Origin of the sequence: Pseudomonas sp. B40(2017), assembly GCF_002112855.1 — a bacterium.
GTDB classification, from domain to species: Bacteria; Pseudomonadota; Gammaproteobacteria; order Pseudomonadales; family Pseudomonadaceae; genus Aquipseudomonas; species Aquipseudomonas pharyngis.
Map to the genome: position 1 here is coordinate 620,806 of NZ_NEIT01000006.1, position 14,980 is coordinate 635,785.

Annotated in this window: 14 protein-coding genes and 1 pseudogene; 7 read left to right on the top strand and 8 right to left on the bottom strand. The window is 62.4% G+C overall.

Features of this window, described 5'->3' with window-relative positions; all coding sequences use genetic code 11:
- Positions 1 to 76 precede the first annotated feature (76 nt).
- Both CAF76_RS29115 and CAF76_RS29120 read right to left on the bottom strand, forming a co-directional pair.
- On the bottom strand, positions 77 to 844 hold the full coding sequence (locus CAF76_RS29115) for a methyl-accepting chemotaxis protein (protein ID WP_371850984.1): 768 nt from the start codon (positions 842 to 844) through the stop codon (positions 77 to 79).
- A 90-nt stretch (positions 845 to 934) separates the two neighbouring features.
- Positions 935 to 2,023 (bottom strand): annotated as a pseudogene (locus tag CAF76_RS29120) (cache domain-containing protein); the annotation flags it as partial.
- A 441-nt stretch (positions 2,024 to 2,464) separates the two neighbouring features.
- Here CAF76_RS29120 and CAF76_RS19855 point away from each other — a divergent pair.
- The gene (locus CAF76_RS19855; protein WP_007958482.1) at positions 2,465 to 3,361 is read left to right on the top strand and encodes a PA4780 family RIO1-like protein kinase; all 897 of its coding nucleotides are present in this window, start codon (positions 2,465 to 2,467) and stop codon (positions 3,359 to 3,361) included.
- 56 nt (positions 3,362 to 3,417) lie between these two features.
- Positions 3,418 to 4,635, top strand: a complete 1,218-nt coding sequence (locus CAF76_RS19860; protein ID WP_085648141.1) for an MFS transporter — start codon at positions 3,418 to 3,420, stop codon at positions 4,633 to 4,635.
- Here the strand turns inward: CAF76_RS19860 and cueR are convergent.
- From cueR to CAF76_RS19875, 3 genes are all read right to left on the bottom strand, one after another.
- A complete protein-coding gene (gene cueR, locus CAF76_RS19865; protein WP_007958485.1) occupies positions 4,589 to 5,002 on the bottom strand; it encodes a Cu(I)-responsive transcriptional regulator in 414 nt (137 codons plus the stop codon). The genes CAF76_RS19860 and cueR overlap by 47 nt on opposite strands.
- The gene (locus tag CAF76_RS19870) at positions 4,999 to 7,392 is read right to left on the bottom strand and encodes a heavy metal translocating P-type ATPase (RefSeq protein WP_085648142.1); all 2,394 of its coding nucleotides are present in this window, start codon (positions 7,390 to 7,392) and stop codon (positions 4,999 to 5,001) included. The genes cueR and CAF76_RS19870 overlap by 4 nt, the downstream gene beginning before the upstream one ends.
- A 173-nt stretch (positions 7,393 to 7,565) precedes the next feature.
- Complete coding sequence (locus CAF76_RS19875; protein ID WP_064593272.1) at positions 7,566 to 7,949, bottom strand: hypothetical protein; 384 nt, start codon at positions 7,947 to 7,949, stop codon at positions 7,566 to 7,568.
- 148 nt (positions 7,950 to 8,097) lie between these two features.
- Here CAF76_RS19875 and CAF76_RS19880 point away from each other — a divergent pair, with 148 nt between their 5' ends.
- Both CAF76_RS19880 and CAF76_RS19885 read left to right on the top strand, forming a co-directional pair.
- A complete protein-coding gene (locus CAF76_RS19880; protein WP_007958490.1) occupies positions 8,098 to 8,295 on the top strand; it encodes a heavy-metal-associated domain-containing protein in 198 nt (65 codons plus the stop codon).
- Between the two features lie 103 nt (positions 8,296 to 8,398).
- The gene (locus CAF76_RS19885; protein ID WP_085648143.1) at positions 8,399 to 9,601 is read left to right on the top strand and encodes a multidrug effflux MFS transporter; all 1,203 of its coding nucleotides are present in this window, start codon (positions 8,399 to 8,401) and stop codon (positions 9,599 to 9,601) included.
- 10 nt (positions 9,602 to 9,611) lie between these two features.
- Here the strand turns inward: CAF76_RS19885 and CAF76_RS28755 are convergent, their stop codons facing one another.
- The 3 genes from CAF76_RS28755 to CAF76_RS19895 all read right to left on the bottom strand — a co-directional run bounded on the left by CAF76_RS28755 (position 9,612) and on the right by CAF76_RS19895 (position 11,291).
- Positions 9,612 to 9,785 carry a hypothetical protein gene (locus CAF76_RS28755; protein ID WP_166742328.1) on the bottom strand — a complete coding sequence of 58 codons (174 nt, stop codon included), beginning with the start codon at positions 9,783 to 9,785 and terminating at the stop codon, positions 9,612 to 9,614.
- Positions 9,786 to 9,952: 167 nt separating this feature from the next.
- The gene (locus CAF76_RS19890) at positions 9,953 to 10,966 is read right to left on the bottom strand and encodes a zinc-binding alcohol dehydrogenase family protein (RefSeq protein ID WP_064593274.1); all 1,014 of its coding nucleotides are present in this window, start codon (positions 10,964 to 10,966) and stop codon (positions 9,953 to 9,955) included.
- 31 nt (positions 10,967 to 10,997) lie between these two features.
- The gene (locus tag CAF76_RS19895) at positions 10,998 to 11,291 is read right to left on the bottom strand and encodes a putative quinol monooxygenase (RefSeq protein ID WP_011332308.1); all 294 of its coding nucleotides are present in this window, start codon (positions 11,289 to 11,291) and stop codon (positions 10,998 to 11,000) included.
- A gap of 117 nt (positions 11,292 to 11,408) precedes the next feature.
- Between CAF76_RS19895 and CAF76_RS19900 the strand changes: the two genes are divergently transcribed.
- From CAF76_RS19900 to CAF76_RS19910, 3 genes are all read left to right on the top strand, one after another.
- On the top strand, positions 11,409 to 12,338 hold the full coding sequence (locus tag CAF76_RS19900) for a LysR family transcriptional regulator (RefSeq protein WP_064593275.1): 930 nt from the start codon (positions 11,409 to 11,411) through the stop codon (positions 12,336 to 12,338).
- 304 nt (positions 12,339 to 12,642) lie between these two features.
- A complete protein-coding gene (locus tag CAF76_RS19905; RefSeq protein ID WP_064593276.1) occupies positions 12,643 to 13,377 on the top strand; it encodes a helix-turn-helix transcriptional regulator in 735 nt (244 codons plus the stop codon).
- A gap of 126 nt (positions 13,378 to 13,503) precedes the next feature.
- The gene (locus CAF76_RS19910; protein WP_085648144.1) at positions 13,504 to 14,886 is read left to right on the top strand and encodes an MFS transporter; all 1,383 of its coding nucleotides are present in this window, start codon (positions 13,504 to 13,506) and stop codon (positions 14,884 to 14,886) included.
- The last annotated feature ends 94 nt before the right edge of the window (positions 14,887 to 14,980 follow it).

Consider the following 14,980-nt stretch of genomic DNA (forward strand, 5'->3'; position numbering starts at 1 on the left):
AAGCATCCCCGATTCGGCTCCCTCTCCCCCCGGGAGAGGGCTGGGGTGAGGGCGCTTTTCAGGTTGCCCGCCAATCTCAAGTCCGGAACCTGCGCACCAACCCATCCAGCTCATTCGACAGCCCCGCCAGACTCTGTGAATCCAGCCGCGCCGAATTCGCCAGCTCCGCCACCAACTGCGCATCACCATGAATCTGGCTGATATGCCGATTGATGTCCTCAGCCACCTGATGCTGCTCTTCAGCGGCCGTGGCGATCTGCGTGTTCATGTCGCGAATCACATCCACCGACTCACGGATCTGACCGAAGCTTTCTCGCGCTTCGCCGATGCGTGCCACCGATTGCTGCGAAACATCGAGGCTGGCGCGCATCTGCTGAGTCACCGCGCTGGTGCGTTTGGCCAGGTTGCCCAGCAGCCCGTCGATTTCCGCCGTCGAATCCGCCGTGCGTTTGGCCAGTGCGCGAACCTCATCGGCCACCACCGCAAAACCACGACCCTGCTCACCGGCCCGCGCCGCTTCGATGGCCGCGTTGAGCGCCAGCAGGTTGGTCTGTTCGGCGATGGAGCGGATGGTGCCGAGGATCGACTGGATGTCGTTGCTGTCGCGCTCCAGTTGCTGCATCGACTGCGCCGACTGCTCCAGTTCCTGGCTCAGTTGATCGACGCTGTGCACCGCCGCATCGATCTGCTGCTGACCTTCGCGGGCCTGGCGCTGGCCGCTGTCGGCCGACTCCGCCGCCTGGCTGCACGAGCGGGCGACTTCGTTGGCGGTGGCGACCATTTCGTGGAACGCGGTCGAGACCATGTCCACCGCTTCGCGCTGGCGTCCGGCGGCTTCGGCCATGTCGCCGGAGACCCGGGTCGAGCTCTGCGAAGTGGCGAGGATTTTTCCGGCCGCGCCACCGATATGCTGAATCAGGCTGCGGATCGCGGTGAGGAACTGGTTGAACCAGTTGGCCAGTTGCGCGGTTTCGTCGCTGCCACGGATATCGAGGCTCTTGGTCAGGTCGCCTTCGCCTTGGGCGATGCCTTCCAGACCACTGGCCACGCTGCGGATCGGCCGCACGATCAGGCTGGCGAAACTGGCACCGACCACCGCGAAAAACACCGCCAGCACGGCCGCAATGATCGCGATCAGCCAAGTCAGTTGGGTGGCGGAACTCATCACTTCGTTCTGTTTGATCAGGCCGATGAAGGTCCAGCCCAGTTGCTCCGAGGGCCAGACATTGGCCATGTAACGCTCGCCGTTGAGCTCGATGTCAACCAGGCCTTTGCCGGCCTTGGCCAGTTGCGCGTAGCCGTCGCCGAGGCTGTCGAGTCGCTTGAAGTTGTGCTCCGGTTGCTTCGGATCGACCAGCACCGTGCCGGTGTTTTCCATCAGCATCAGATAACCGCTTTCGCCGAGCTTGATCTGTTTGACGATCTCGGTCAGTTGTTTGAGCGACACGTCAATGTTGACCACCCCACCCTGGGCACCCAACTGGTTGGCGACCGCGCGCACGGTGCTGACCAGAACCGCGTCGTCGCCGGCCCAGTAATAGGCCTCGGTGCGCAGGGTCTTGCCCGGGTTGGCCATGGCCGTCTTGTACCAGGGGCGGGTGCGCGGGTCGTAGTTGGCCATCTTCGGATCGCCCGGCCAGAAGGCATAGCCGCCGCTGTTCAATCCATAGGAGACGTAGGAGTAGGCCGGGTGGGATTTGGCCAGCCCCTCGAACAGTGCAAACAGTTGCTTGTCGATCTCGCCATCCGAGGTATCGGAGGCGTTGGCGCTCATGCGGCTGCGCACGCTGCCATCGGCGTTCCGCACCAGCGGCTGCGCCGCCAGGTAATCGACGTTCTGGCTGATGCCGTCGAAAAACAGCTGCATGGCATTGCTGACCTGACGGATCTCGCGCCCGCTGCTGTCGACAAAATCGTCCCGGGCATCGCTGCGCAGGTTCAGTACCACCAGCGTGGCGACCAGCACCACGGGCAAGCAGGCGATGATTGCAAACGCCCAGGTCAACTTCTGTTTGATGTTCATCCGCGCTCCAGATTTTCTTGTAGGCCCACGCAGTGCAGATGACTCGCGGTTATTGGCAGCCGAAAAACCTATTTCTCACCCGTTTCCCTGGGTGCGACATCGAAGATTTTTTTGGAACGATTGTCGGACAAGTTCCTCTGTCTCAGAGGAATTCGGCTGATGAAGGGGGAAATTGAGGTCTTGGGAGAAAATTCTTACGAGACCTGTTCGGTTGGATGTCAGATTCTGTCGCAAATGCCCTCAAGTCCTGGCGCCTATAAATTCGCCGGCCTCGGCTATGATTCGAAGCGGTCGATAAAGAGGCGAATTGACCTGATTTGTCCGGCACAGTGTGTGCATCCACAGGTTCACAGGTCGGCAACCCCTCCCCGCGATGCGAGGATTGCCGTATAACGAATGACATTCGCGTGTTTGGTAATAAAGGACCCACAATAAAAGCTGATGAAGACTCCAAAACGCATTGAACCCCTGATCGAGGACGGTCTGGTCGACGAAGTGCTGCGTCCACTCATGAGTGGCAAAGAAGCAGCTGTTTATGTGGTGCGCTGCGGCAATCAGTTACGTTGCGCAAAGGTCTACAAGGAGGCGAACAAACGCAGTTTCCGCCAGGCGGCCGAGTATCAGGAAGGCCGCAAGGTTCGCAACAGCCGACAGGCCCGGGCGATGGCCAAGGGGTCGAAATTCGGTCGCAAAGAGACCGAAGACGCCTGGCAGAATGCCGAGGTCGCGGCGCTGTTCCGTCTGGCTGGCGCGGGTGTGCGAGTGCCCAAGCCCTACGACTTCCTCGACGGCGTGCTGTTGATGGAACTGGTGGCCGACGAATTCGGCGATGCCGCGCCGCGTCTGAACGACGTGGTGCTGGAGCCGGATCAGGCCCGCGAATATCACGCGTTCCTGATTTCGCAGATCGTGCTGATGTTGTGTACCGGTCTGGTGCACGGTGACCTCTCGGAGTTCAACGTGCTGCTGACGCCGACGGGGCCGGTCATCATCGACCTGCCGCAAGCGGTGGACGCGGCGGGCAACAACCATGCGTTCAGCATGCTGGAGCGTGACGTCGGCAACATGGCGTCGTACTTCGGCCGCTTCGCCCCGGAGTTGAAGAAGACCAAGTACGCCAAGGAAATGTGGGCGCTGTACGAAGCGGGTACGTTGCACCCGGCCAGCGTGCTGACCGGCGAGTTCGACGATCCCGAGGACCTGGCCGATGTCGGCGGGGTGCTGCGCGAGATCGAAGCGGCGCGTCTGGATGAGGAGCGCAAGCAAGCCATCCGTGCGGCGGACGACGAGCCCAAGGGCAAGTCCGACGAACCGCCTCCGCCACCGTGGATGCAGTGAGCATCTGAAAAACAAAACCCGGCTTCGGCCGGGTTTTACACATTCAAGGATTGATTGTGGTCAGCACTTCCCGCAATGCCCGGCTGATCATCACGGCGCGGCTGATCTCCGATTTCGGCGCGTTCCTCAACATGGTTGCGCTGGCCACTTATGTCTACCTGCTGAGCAACAGCGCGATGAGCGTGGGGATCTTTCTCGCCAGTCGCGTGGGCGGCGGGATTTTTGCCAGCCTGATCGGCACCGCGTTTTATCGTCGATGCAGTGGCCGCCTGCCGTTGATTACTTTCGATCTGCTGCGCGCTGCCGTGCTTGGATTGTTGCTGATCGTCCCGGTCAGCCAGCAAACGTTGTGGCTGCCGCTGATTGCGTTCGGCCTGGGCTTTGGCAATTCGATGTTCGCCATCGGCCTCAACAGTCAGTTGCCGCGCTTGATCGAGCCGGTGCAGTTGCTCAAGACCAATGCCTGGATCACATCCGCCTCGTCCATGGCGATGGTTGGCGGCAGTCTGGTGTCCGGGTTGCTGGTTGCGGGGTTTGGTTTTGAAACGGTGTTTGCGCTGAACGCGGTGACCTATCTGTTGGCGGCGGTATTGATTGCGCCGCTGCGGTTCAGTGCACCGGAGCCGGTGGCCGAATCCAGCGCTAAACAGGGTGAGTGGTCGGCATTGTTGCAAGGCCTGCGCAGTGCCCCGGTGGTGGCCGCGATGCTGGCGGTGACCATGGCCGACACCCTTGGCAGCGCTGCGCACAACGTCGGTTTTCCGATCATCTCCAAACTGCTGACGCCGGACTCGGCCAGCACCACGCTGGGCCTGATGCTCGCAGTGTGGGCCGTCGGCAAACTGCTCGGCGCGCGGATCGCCAGTCGCCTGAACGGCACCGACAACATTCATCTGGAGCGCCGCTACTTCGGTGGCGTGCTGCTGATGTCCTGCGGCTTCATCCTGATGTTCCAGCAGCACAGCGTCGTCGGTCTGTTGCTGTTTTCGCTGCCGGCCGGGCTGGGTGACGGCTTCTCGGAAGTCGGCCTGATGTCACGTCTGCAACGGGAACCGGAGCCTTTGCGCCTGCCGATCTTCAGCTTCCTGACGCTTTTGCAGATGACCGGGTTCGGCGTCGGCATGCTGATCGCCGCGCCGTTCTATGCGTGGTGGGCGCCGGGTGCCGTGGTGCTGCTGTTCCACGGCATTCCCCTCGCCACAGTGCTGTCGATGAAAATCCTGCTGCTCAGGCGCGCGCGGGTTGCGCGCAGCAGCCCGACGCCAGTTCCTTGAGGATCGGACAGTCCGGGCGATGGTCGCCGTGGCAGTGCTCGACCAGATCCTGCAGAGTGTCGCGCAGTTCGCCGAGTTCGCGGATCTTCTGATTCAGCTCGTCGATGTGTTGGCGGGCCAGGGCCTTCACATCGGCGCTGGCGCGCTGGCGATCCTGCCAGAGGGTCAGCAGCTTGCCGACTTCCTCCAGCGAAAAACCCAGATCCCGCGAGCGCTTGATGAATGCCAGTGTGTGCAGGTCATCGTCGCCGTAGACGCGATAGCCGCTGTCGGTGCGATGGGCGGCCTTGAGCAGACCGATCGACTCGTAATAACGGATCATCTTCGCGCTCAGGCCACTGTGGCGGGCCGCTTGGCCGATGTTCATCGGTTGTCCTCCAGATCCTCGGGTTTCCAGGTTTTCAACAGTAGCGCATTGCTCACCACGCTGACGCTCGACAGGGCCATCGCCGCACCGGCCAACACCGGATTGAGAAAGCCGAACGCCGCCAGCGGAATGCCGATCAGGTTATAGACGAAGGCCCAGAACAGGTTCTGGCGGATCTTCGCGTAGGTCTTGCGGCTGATTTCCAGTGCGGCCGGCACCAGCCGCGGATCGCCGCGCATCAGGGTGATGCCGGCGGCGTGCATGGCCACGTCGGTGCCGCCGCCCATGGCGATGCCGATGTCGGCCGCGGCCAGCGCCGGTGCGTCGTTGATGCCGTCACCGACCATGGCCACGACCCCGGTTTTTTTCAGCTCGGCGACAGTGGCGGCTTTTTCCGCCGGCAGCACTTCGGCGTGGACATTTTCGATGCCCAGCGCTTCGGCCACCACCCGGGCGCTGCCGCGGTTGTCGCCGGTCAGCAGGTGGCTGTGGATGTGCTGGGCCGCCAGTTGTTGCACCGCGTGCAGCGCGCCGGGCTTGAGGGTGTCGCCGAAGGCGAACAGCCCGAGTACGCGAGGTTCCGGGCTTTGCTCGATCAGCCAGGACAGCGTTCGACCGTCGGTTTCCCAAGCCTTGGCGGACTCGCTCAGGTCTCCGGCATTCAGACCGCTTTCTTCCAGCAAGCGCCGGTTGCCCAGCGCCAGGCGCCGGCCGTCGAGGCTGCCGGCGATGCCGCGCCCGGTCAGGGACTGGCTGTCGCTGACATCCGGCACGCTCAGATGGCGTTCGGCACAGGCATCCAGCACCGCTTTGGCCAGCGGATGTTCGCTGCCGCGTTGCAGTGCGCCGGCCGCTGTCAGCAGGGCGTTTTCATCACCGTCGATCGCGCTGAAATGCGCGATGCGCGGCGTGCCGGAGGTCAGGGTGCCGGTCTTGTCGAACACCACGGCGCTGACTTCATGGGCACGTTCCAGTGCTTCGGCGTCCTTGATCAGAATCCCGTGACGGGCGGCCACTCCAGTACCGGCCATGATCGCGGTCGGTGTCGCCAGGCCGAGGGCGCAGGGGCAGGCGATTACCAGCACCGCGACGGCGTTGATCAGCGCGGTTTCCAACGGCGCGCCATACAGCCACCAGCCGATCAGCGTGGCCAGGGCCAGCAGCAACACGGTCGGTACGAACACCTGACTGACCTTATCCACCAGTTTCTGGATCGGTGCTTTCGCAGCCTGGGCGTCCTCCACCAGACGGATGATCCGCGCCAGCACGCTTTCCGCACCGAGCGCCGTGGTGCTCACCAGCAAGCGGCCTTCGCCATTGATCGCACCGCCGGTGACCTTGTCGCCCGGCTGTTTAGGCACCGGCAGGCTTTCGCCGCTGATCAGCGCTTCGTCGGCATGGCTCTGGCCTTCCAGCACTTCGCCGTCTACCGGGAAGCGTTCACCGGGCTTGACCAGAACTCGGTCGCCAAGACGCAGGGCGCTGATGGCGACGTCCTGTTCACGGCCATCGATGACTTGAATTGCCCGCTCTGGCCGCAAAGCTTCCAGAGCGCGGATGGCGCTGGCGGTCTGGCGTTTGGCGCGGCTTTCCAGGTATTTGCCGAGCAGCACCAGAGCGATGACTACCGCAGAGGCTTCGAAATACAGATGCGGCATGCCTCCGTCGGCGGTGGCCCATTCGTAGAGACTCAAGCCATAACCGGCGCTCGTGCCCAATGCCACCAGCAAATCCATGTTGCCGGCCCCGGCGCGTACGGCTTTCCACGCCGCCAGATAAAACCGCGCACCGAAAATGAATTGCACCGGGGTCGCGAGGGCGAATTGCGCCCAGGCCGGCAGCATCCAGTGAATGCCGAACGGTTGCAGCAGCATCGGCAGCACCAGCGGCAAGGCGAGGGCGATGGCGCAGATCAGTGCCCAGCGCTCATGGTCCAGGCGCTGTTGACGATTGTCGGATTGCGGATTTTCGAGTTCGAAGAGGCTGGCCGAATAACCGGCCTTGCTCACGGCGGCGATCAGGGTTTGCGGGTCGACCGCGCCGAGCAATTCGAGATGAGCGCGTTCATTGGCGAGGTTGACGCTGACGCTTTTCACCCCCGCAACCTTGTTCAGAGCGCGCTCGACACGACCGACGCAGGAGGCGCAGGTCATGCCGTCGATGTTCAATTCCAGGGTCTGCTGCGGCACGCTGTAACCGGCGCGTTCGACTGCTTCCATCAGCGCCGGCAGGCTGTCGCCGGGGGCCTGCACCCGGGCCTTTTCGGTGGCGAGGTTGACGCTGACGGCACTGGCGCCGCTGACTTTGCTCAACGCCCGCTCGACACGGCCGGCGCAACTGGCGCAGGTCATGCCGCTGATGGGCAGATCGAACGTTATGGAATCGGACATCGGTCGTACTCCCTGTAGTGGATGTCTACAGGATCAACCTTGCCATGCTGGCAAGGTCAAGCGCCAAAAAATTGTGGGAGCGAGCCTGCTCGCGATTGGGTAATTACAGTCAACATCGAGGTTGCCTGTATTACCGTCATCGCGAGCAGGCTCGCTCCCACATTTTTGACTGCTCAGTAGCCGAGACCGGTCGGCTTGAGGTACATGCCTTCCTGGTTCATCGCGATGCGGAATTTCAGGATGTCGCCGGCATGCAGTCTGATCTCCTGCGAGCCCGGCGCGAGCATGCCCGGGTTGCAACCCGGCATTTGCCCCGGCAGCAGCTTCAGGCGCAGCGAGACATTGCCCGGCGGCAGGTTGAACGATGTGCTTTGCTCCTGAAACAGGCGCGCCGACAGCTGATCCTGGATGTACACGCCGATTTCGCAGGAGGTCGCCACTTCCAGGCGCTCGCGGGAAATGATCAGCACCCCGTAATCTTCCCCGGCGGCTTGCACCGAAGGGATCGCGGCAAAGAGGCTGAGTAAGCCAAACAGGCTGAAAGCTGACCAGCGCATGGCTGAATCTCCTGAATTCATGTCATTGATGCGTGCAGCTTGGCCGAGCGCGGCGCCGATTGCCAGCCCGGCAGTTTTTTGCAGAACTTGACCTTGCCATCGTGGCAAGCCTGAAACTGCCGGCAACCTCACTCAAAGGAGTCATTCCATGCAAGTGTTCACTGTTGAAGGCATGTCCTGCGGTCACTGTGTCAAGGCCGTCACCCAGGCGGTGCAGAGCAAGGATCCGGCCGCCAGCGTGCGGGTCGATCTGGCGGCGAAGGAAGTCGGCGTCGAAAGTGCGCTGAGCGCCGAGCAGGTGATCGAGGCGATCAGCGAAGAAGGCTACGCCATCAAACTCGCCTGATCTTTTTAATAGTTAGCGAGCTACCGGAATGTTCAAGGCGTCCTCGCGCAGCTAGACTGTCGGGCTGCACTCAACTCAACTGCCCGCCCGACCTGGACGCCTGATGAACTTCCGTACCCTTCTGATTCTCGGTGCCCTGACCGCTTTCGGTCCGTTGGCGATCGACTTCTATCTACCCGCGTTTCCCACTATGGCGCTGGCGTTCGGCACCGACGAGAAACACGTCCAGCTGACGCTGTCGGCTTACTTCTTCGGCCTGTCCATCGGTCAACTGGCTTACGGGCCGTTGGCGGATCGCTTCGGCCGGCGGATTCCGTTGCTGATCGGTCTGACGCTGTTCACGCTGGCGTCAGTGGCCTGCGCCTATGCGCCGAATCTGGAGTGGCTCATCGCGGCACGGCTGGTGCAGGCGCTGGGCGGTTGTGCGGGGATGGTAATTGCCCGGGCGGTGGTCAGCGACAAGTGCGACGCGGTGGGTTCGGCGAAAGTGTTCTCGCAACTGATGCTGGTGATGGGGCTGGCACCGATTCTGGCGCCGATGCTCGGCGGTCTGCTGGTCAACACCACGGGGTGGCAGTCGATTTTCCTGGTGCTGACCGGATTCAGTGCCCTGGCCGGACTGGCCGTGGCCCTCGGCCTGCCGGAAAGTCTGCCGGCGCATGTTCCGCGCCAGCCGTTGTCCGGCGCCCTGCGTCAGTACGGTCGGCTACTGGCGGATCCGGTCTACATGGGCCATGCCCTGACCGGCGGTATCGCCATCGCCGGGATGTTTGCCTACATCGCCGGCTCCCCTTTCATATTCATCAAACTGTACGGCGTGCCGGCCGAACATTTCGGTTGGCTGTTCGGCACCAATGCGGCCGGGTTCATTCTGGTCGCACAGGTCAATGCGCGCCTGCTGGCCAAGCGCGGTCCGGCCTTTCTGCTGTCACGGGCGGTCTGGGTTTACCTGGGTGCCGGGCTGACGCTGCTCGCGGTCAGCGCCTTGCACACCGAGTCCCTGTGGCCATTGCTGATTCCCTTGTTCATCTGCGTGGCCAGCCTTGGCTGCATCAGCCCCAATGCGGCGGCGTGTGCGATGAACGGGCAGGGCGGTCGCGCCGGCAGTGCTTCAGCGTTGCTCGGTAGCCTGCAGTTCAGCGTCGCTGCCGGGGCCTCGGCGCTGGTGGGGATCCTGCACGATGGCACCGCCGTGCCGATGGCCATGGTCATCAGCCTGTGTGGTTTGCTGGTGGTGTGCGCAGCGATGCTCACCCGGCGCATCCAGAATGCCCGGGCGGTGGCAAAGGCGCAGGCTGAAAACTGAAACGAAAGCCTCAGCCGACAGCGCGCTGCTGGCCGGGATCGGGAATCTGATGGGGCGCGTGCAGACGCGCTTCGAGGGTGCGGGTGAAGGCCAGCGCTTCGGCCTCACTGCGGAAGGTCACGGCGTGCTGGTCAAGACGAACTTGCCATTGGGACTTTGCCACTTCTTTTATCAGGATCTTCATTGCTGACCTCCCGTACGTAAAAGATTGCATCGCAGAGGTTTCGATTGTAGTCCTGAATACGATCGCAATTGTGACAAGGGTCGAGCATCTGACTGACGGCAAAAAAAACACCGCAGCCCCCGAGCCAGCCACATCGGAGGCTGGAGAAGGCTGCGGCCTTGCGGGTTTTAGAAACCTTCTAAAACAATTTTCCCCTTGGCCTTGCCGCTTTCCAGCAATTCATGGGCGCGGCGCAGGTTGCTCGCGTTGATCGTGCCGAAGTGCTCGCCGACCGTGGTTTTCAAGGTGCCGCTGTCGATCAGCCCGGCCACTCGATTGAGCAGTTTGTGCTGCTCGATCATGTCCGGCGTTTCGAACAGCGAGCGGGTGTACATGAACTCCCAGTGCAGCGACAGGCTCTTGCGCTTGAGCTTGGTTACGTCCAGCGCTTTCGGATCGTCGATCAGCGCCAGTTTGCCTTGCGGCGCCAGAGCCTCGACCAGTTGGTCCAGGTGCTGTTCGGTCTGGGTCAGGCTGGCGACGTGGGTCACGTGGGCCACACCGGCGCGTTTCAGTTCTTCGCTCAACGGCTGGCTGTGATCGATCACCACGTCGGCGCCCAGCTCGGTCACCCAGTCGCGAGTCTCCGGGCGGGAGGCGGTGCCGATCACCTTGAGTCCGGTCAACTGGCTGGCCAGTTGGGTGAGGATCGAACCGACGCCGCCGGCCGCGCCGACGATCAGCAGGCTCTGGCCTTCGTCAGTGTTGCCTTCGCGAATCTGCAGACGTTCGAACAACAATTCCCACGCCGTAATGGCGGTCAGCGGCAAGGCGGCAGCTTCGGCGAAGCCGAGGGTTTTCGGCATGTGGCCGACAATCCGCTCATCGACAACGTGCAATTCGCTGTTGCCACCGGCCCGGGCAATGGAGCCGGCGTAGAACACCTTGTCGCCGGCCTTGAACAGGGTCACTTCACTTCCGACGGCCTTGACCACACCGGCCACGTCCCAGCCCAGTACCTTGGCGGCGCCGCCTTCCGGCGCGACGTTCTGGCGAACCTTGGTGTCGACCGGGTTGACTGAAATCGCTTTGACTTCCACCAGCAGGTCGCGGGGGCCGGCTACCGGTTCTGGCAGTTCGATGTCTTGCAGGGATTTTTCGTCGCTGATCGGGAGCGAGGCGTAATAGGCGATAGCTTTCATGGAGAACTCCGAAAGTGAATATAGGAAGGTTTCAGGCGATGACGCGCAGGCGCTTGAGTTCGAAGTGTTCGAGGAACGCCTCGGCCTGGCTGCGGAAATGCTGGATATGCGCGCTGGCATCGTGGGCTTGCAAGGCTTCGTCGCTGGCCCACTGTTCGATCATGTAGAAGGCCAGTGGATTGGCCAAGTCCTGATGCAGTTCGTACTGACCGCAACCCGCTTCGGCGCGGGTCGGTTCGATCAGGGCGCGCAGGTGCTGTTCGAGAGCGTCCTGCTGGCCAGGTCGGGCGATCAGGGTGGCAATAGCGGTGAAAGGCTGGGACATGTTCGACTCCGGGACGGGATGAATTCGATGGAAGGCATGATTGGCTATTTCTGCCCGAGATAAAACCGGCTAAAAGAGCAGTCTCTTTCAATGTTTTTTTGATAATCGAGGCTGAGGATGCTGCGTTTCGATGACTTGCAGTTGTTTGTCCGGGCGGCGGATCTGGGCAGCCTGTCGGCGGCGGCGCGGGTGATGGACATGTCCGCCGCGGTGGCCAGTGCCGCGCTCAAGCGGATCGAGCAGCAACTGGGCGCGCGCCTGTTGGCACGCTCCACCCGCAGTCTGCGGCTGACGGCCGAAGGTGAAGGGTTTCTCGAATACGCCCGCGCTGCGTTGAGCAACCTGGATGAGGGGCGCCGCCTGCTGGCCAGCGGGCAGGACCAGGTCAGCGGCATTCTGCAACTGTCGGCGCCTTCGGACTTCGGTCGCAACCTGCTGTTGCCGTGGCTCGATGAATTTCAACGCGAACATCCGAAGCTGACGGTGCGACTGCTGCTGGGTGACCGCATCGCCGACCTGTTTCGCCAGCCGGTGGACATCGCCTTGCGCTACGGCGAGCCGGAGGATTCGAGTCTGGTGGCATTGCCGATTGCCCCGCACAACCGACGGGTACTGTGCGCTTCGCCGCTCTACCTGGCGCGGCACGGCGAGCCGCTGCATCTGGAACAGCTCGCGCAGCACAACTGCCTGCTGTACATGCTCGGTGGCCGGGTGCATGACCACTGGAGTTTTCATGACGGCAAGCGCGAGGTCAGCCTGACCGTCAGTGGCGATCGCTTCAGTGATGATGCCGATGTGGTGCGTCTGTGGGCGGTGGCGGGCGCGGGGATCGCCTATAAGTCGTGGCTTGATGTGGCTGGTGATGTACTGGCGGGGCGACTGAAAGTGCTGTTGCCGGAGCTGCTCTGTGAACGCGCTCCGCTGAATCTGCTGTGCGCCCATCGCGCACAATTGAGTAAGCCAGTGAACCTTCTGAGGGAAATGCTCGCCAGTCGTTGCGCTGAATTGAGTAGCCGATTTCCCGTTTTCTTGGAGACCGATCATTAGTCGCAGGTAAATAGCGAAATTTCTCTCAGGAACAATCACCAGCCACGGCCACTCCGGCGCAGGACGCAGCGAACAACCCGCTTATACTAGCGACCGCCTGAAGCCCGCACCGACAGGCCGGCAAGAGAACGATCAGACCGGAACCGGCGGGGCAGGAACGAGGGTCGCGACAGTACTGCGGTTTCCTCGCTGCGGCGCGCAAAGTGCCTCGGCTCAAGGCACTTTGCGCGTCTTGGCCGACGACTGATTACTGGTCAAGATGTCTATGAGCAGTAGACGATACGATTCAACAGGGAGTGAATACATGGAACATGCACCTTGCATCAGCCAGATCGCCACGTTGCTGGCCGATCCCAAACGCAGCGCAATGATGTGGGCGTTGATGGATGGCTCGGCGCGGCAGACCGAGGAGCTGGCGTTGCTGGCCGGGCTTTCGCCTTCGTCAGCCAGTGCGCATCTGGGGCGCTTGTCCGCTGGCGGTCTGTTGAAGGTCGAGGCGCGCGGACGCAAACGCTTCTTTCGTCTGGCGGCTCCTGAAATCGGTGCGGCCATCGAGGCGCTGGCCAGTGCCACCCTGGCCAGCGCCCCGCGAGAAATCCCCGACGTGTTCAAGCGTGCCTCGCCGGTCGTCAGACCCCAGGCCGCGCCGTCGTCACTGCTGCGCGCGCGGTTTTGCGACGACCATCTCGGGGGCACGCTGGCCGCCGATCTGTACCAGCGGCTGCTTGACGCCGGCTGGATCGAGCAGCTTGAAAACCGGGTGGTCGTGACGCACAAAGGCTCGACACAACTGGCCGGGCGCGGCGTTTACATCCAGGCCCTGGCTCACCGCAACGCCCAGGTGGCGTGTGCTTGCCCGGACTGGAGCGAGCGTCGTCCGCACATGGGAGGCTCGCTGGGGGCGGCGTTGTTGCAACTGTTCATGCAGTCGGGCTGGCTGGTGCTGCCCAAGGACTCCCGTGCTTTGCAACTGACGGCGGCGGGCCAGCGGGAAATTCATCGATTTGCCTGTGAAACCGAGCTGGAAATGGCGTTATAGAGCGCTTTCTTCCACGGATGTACTCCTGAACGTCGCCAACGGCTGCGAACAAGTCGCATCTGGCACAGGCGCGCAACCGCTATCGCGCACACTCGATCCGGGGACTTTTCGGATTGAGGAGGTGGCATGGACACGGGAAACTACAGCGCGGCAGATCGACTGGAGCGCCTGCCAGTCAGCGGTTATCACCGGATCATCTTCATCATCATCGCCCTGGCGTTTTTCTTCGACTCCATGGATCTGGCGATGATGACCTTCCTGCTCGGCTCGATCAAAGCCGAGTTCGGCCTGAGCAGTGCCGAGGCTGGTCTGCTGGCCAGTTCGAGCTTTTTCGGCATGGTGCTGGGGGCGTCGCTGTCCGGGATGCTGGCTGATCGATTCGGCCGAAAACCGGTGTTCCAGTGGAGCATCGTCCTGTGGGGGCTGGCCAGTTACCTGTGCTCCACGGCGCAGACGGTCGAAAGCCTGACGCTGTTTCGCATCCTGCTGGGAGTCGGCATGGGCATGGAGTTTCCGATTGCTCAGTCGATGTTGTCGGAGTTGATCCCCGCCCAGCGTCGCGGGCGCTATATCGCCTTGATGGACGGTTTCTGGCCTCTGGGTTTTGTCGCGGCGGGCGTGCTGTCGTATTTCCTGCTGCCGTTGATTGGCTGGCGCGACATCTTTCTGGTACTGGCGGTGCCGGCGGTGTTCGTGCTGGCGATCCGCTTTTTCATTCCCGAGTCGCCGCGCTGGCTGGAACAGGCCGGCAAACATGACGCAGCGGACAAGGTTTTGTGCGGCATCGAGGCGCGGGTACGGGCATCGCTGGGCGGTGCTGCATTGCCGGCGCCGGTTCGTCTGCCTCGGAGCGTGACCCCGCCGGGCCATTTCCTTTCGGCGCTCAAACAGATCTGGTCGCCGCAGTATCGCCGGCGCACGACGATGATCTGGAGCCTTTGGTTCTTCGCGCTGCTCGGCTTCTACGGCCTGACCTCCTGGCTCAGCGCGCTGCTGCAACAGTCGGGGTTTGCGGTCACCCAGTCGGTGTATTACACGGTGCTGATTTCCCTCGGCGGGATTCCCGGTTTCCTGATGGCGGCCTGGCTGGTGGAGCGCTGGGGACGCAAGCCGGTGTGTATCGTCACGCTACTCGGCGGCGGGGTGATGGCGTTTCTATACGGGCAGAGCGCAGTGTTCGGCGGCAACGTGGCGCTGCTGATCGGCACGGGGCTGTTGATGCAGTTTTTCCTGTTCGGCATGTGGGCGGTGCTCTACACCTACACGCCGGAACTGTACCCGACCTCGGCGCGGGCGACGGGCTCGGGGTTCGCCTCGGCCATCGGGCGCGTGGGTTCGCTGCTCGGGCCGTTGGTCACCGGGCTGGTGTTCCCGATCACCGGGCAGGGTGGGGTGTTTGCGCTGGGGGCGCTGTGCTTTGCGATTGCGGCGGGGGTGGTGTGGCTGTTCGGGATGGAGACCCGGGGCAAGACGCTGGAAGAGCTGACTGAAACTCAGGTCGCTGGCTGAATACAGATCCTATTGTGGGAGCCAGCCTGCTGGCGATTGCGGACTTTCAATCAACACAGATGTTGAATGTAACGGCCTCATCGCCAGCAGGCTG

Bases quoted from the DNA above. Each gene is read 5' to 3' on its own strand.
- CAF76_RS19885 (WP_085648143.1), top strand. From the start codon at position 8,399: ATGAACTTCCGTACCCTTCTGATTCTCGGTGCCCTGACCGCTTTCGGT.
- CAF76_RS19910 (WP_085648144.1), top strand. From the start codon at position 13,504: ATGGACACGGGAAACTACAGCGCGGCAGATCGACTGGAGCGCCTGCCA.
- CAF76_RS19895 (WP_011332308.1), bottom strand. From the start codon at position 11,291: ATGTCCCAGCCTTTCACCGCTATTGCCACCCTGATCGCCCGACCTGGC.
- CAF76_RS29115 (WP_371850984.1), bottom strand. From the start codon at position 844: ATGGCCGAAGCCGCCGGACGCCAGCGCGAAGCGGTGGACATGGTCTCG.
- cueR (WP_007958485.1), bottom strand. From the start codon at position 5,002: ATGAACATCGGCCAAGCGGCCCGCCACAGTGGCCTGAGCGCGAAGATG.
- CAF76_RS19905 (WP_064593276.1), top strand. From the start codon at position 12,643: ATGGAACATGCACCTTGCATCAGCCAGATCGCCACGTTGCTGGCCGAT.
- CAF76_RS28755 (WP_166742328.1), bottom strand. From the start codon at position 9,785: ATGAAGATCCTGATAAAAGAAGTGGCAAAGTCCCAATGGCAAGTTCGT.
- CAF76_RS19890 (WP_064593274.1), bottom strand. From the start codon at position 10,966: ATGAAAGCTATCGCCTATTACGCCTCGCTCCCGATCAGCGACGAAAAA.
- CAF76_RS19870 (WP_085648142.1), bottom strand. From the start codon at position 7,392: ATGTCCGATTCCATAACGTTCGATCTGCCCATCAGCGGCATGACCTGC.
- CAF76_RS19900 (WP_064593275.1), top strand. From the start codon at position 11,409: ATGCTGCGTTTCGATGACTTGCAGTTGTTTGTCCGGGCGGCGGATCTG.
- CAF76_RS19855 (WP_007958482.1), top strand. From the start codon at position 2,465: ATGAAGACTCCAAAACGCATTGAACCCCTGATCGAGGACGGTCTGGTC.
- CAF76_RS19875 (WP_064593272.1), bottom strand. From the start codon at position 7,949: ATGCGCTGGTCAGCTTTCAGCCTGTTTGGCTTACTCAGCCTCTTTGCC.
- CAF76_RS19880 (WP_007958490.1), top strand. From the start codon at position 8,098: ATGCAAGTGTTCACTGTTGAAGGCATGTCCTGCGGTCACTGTGTCAAG.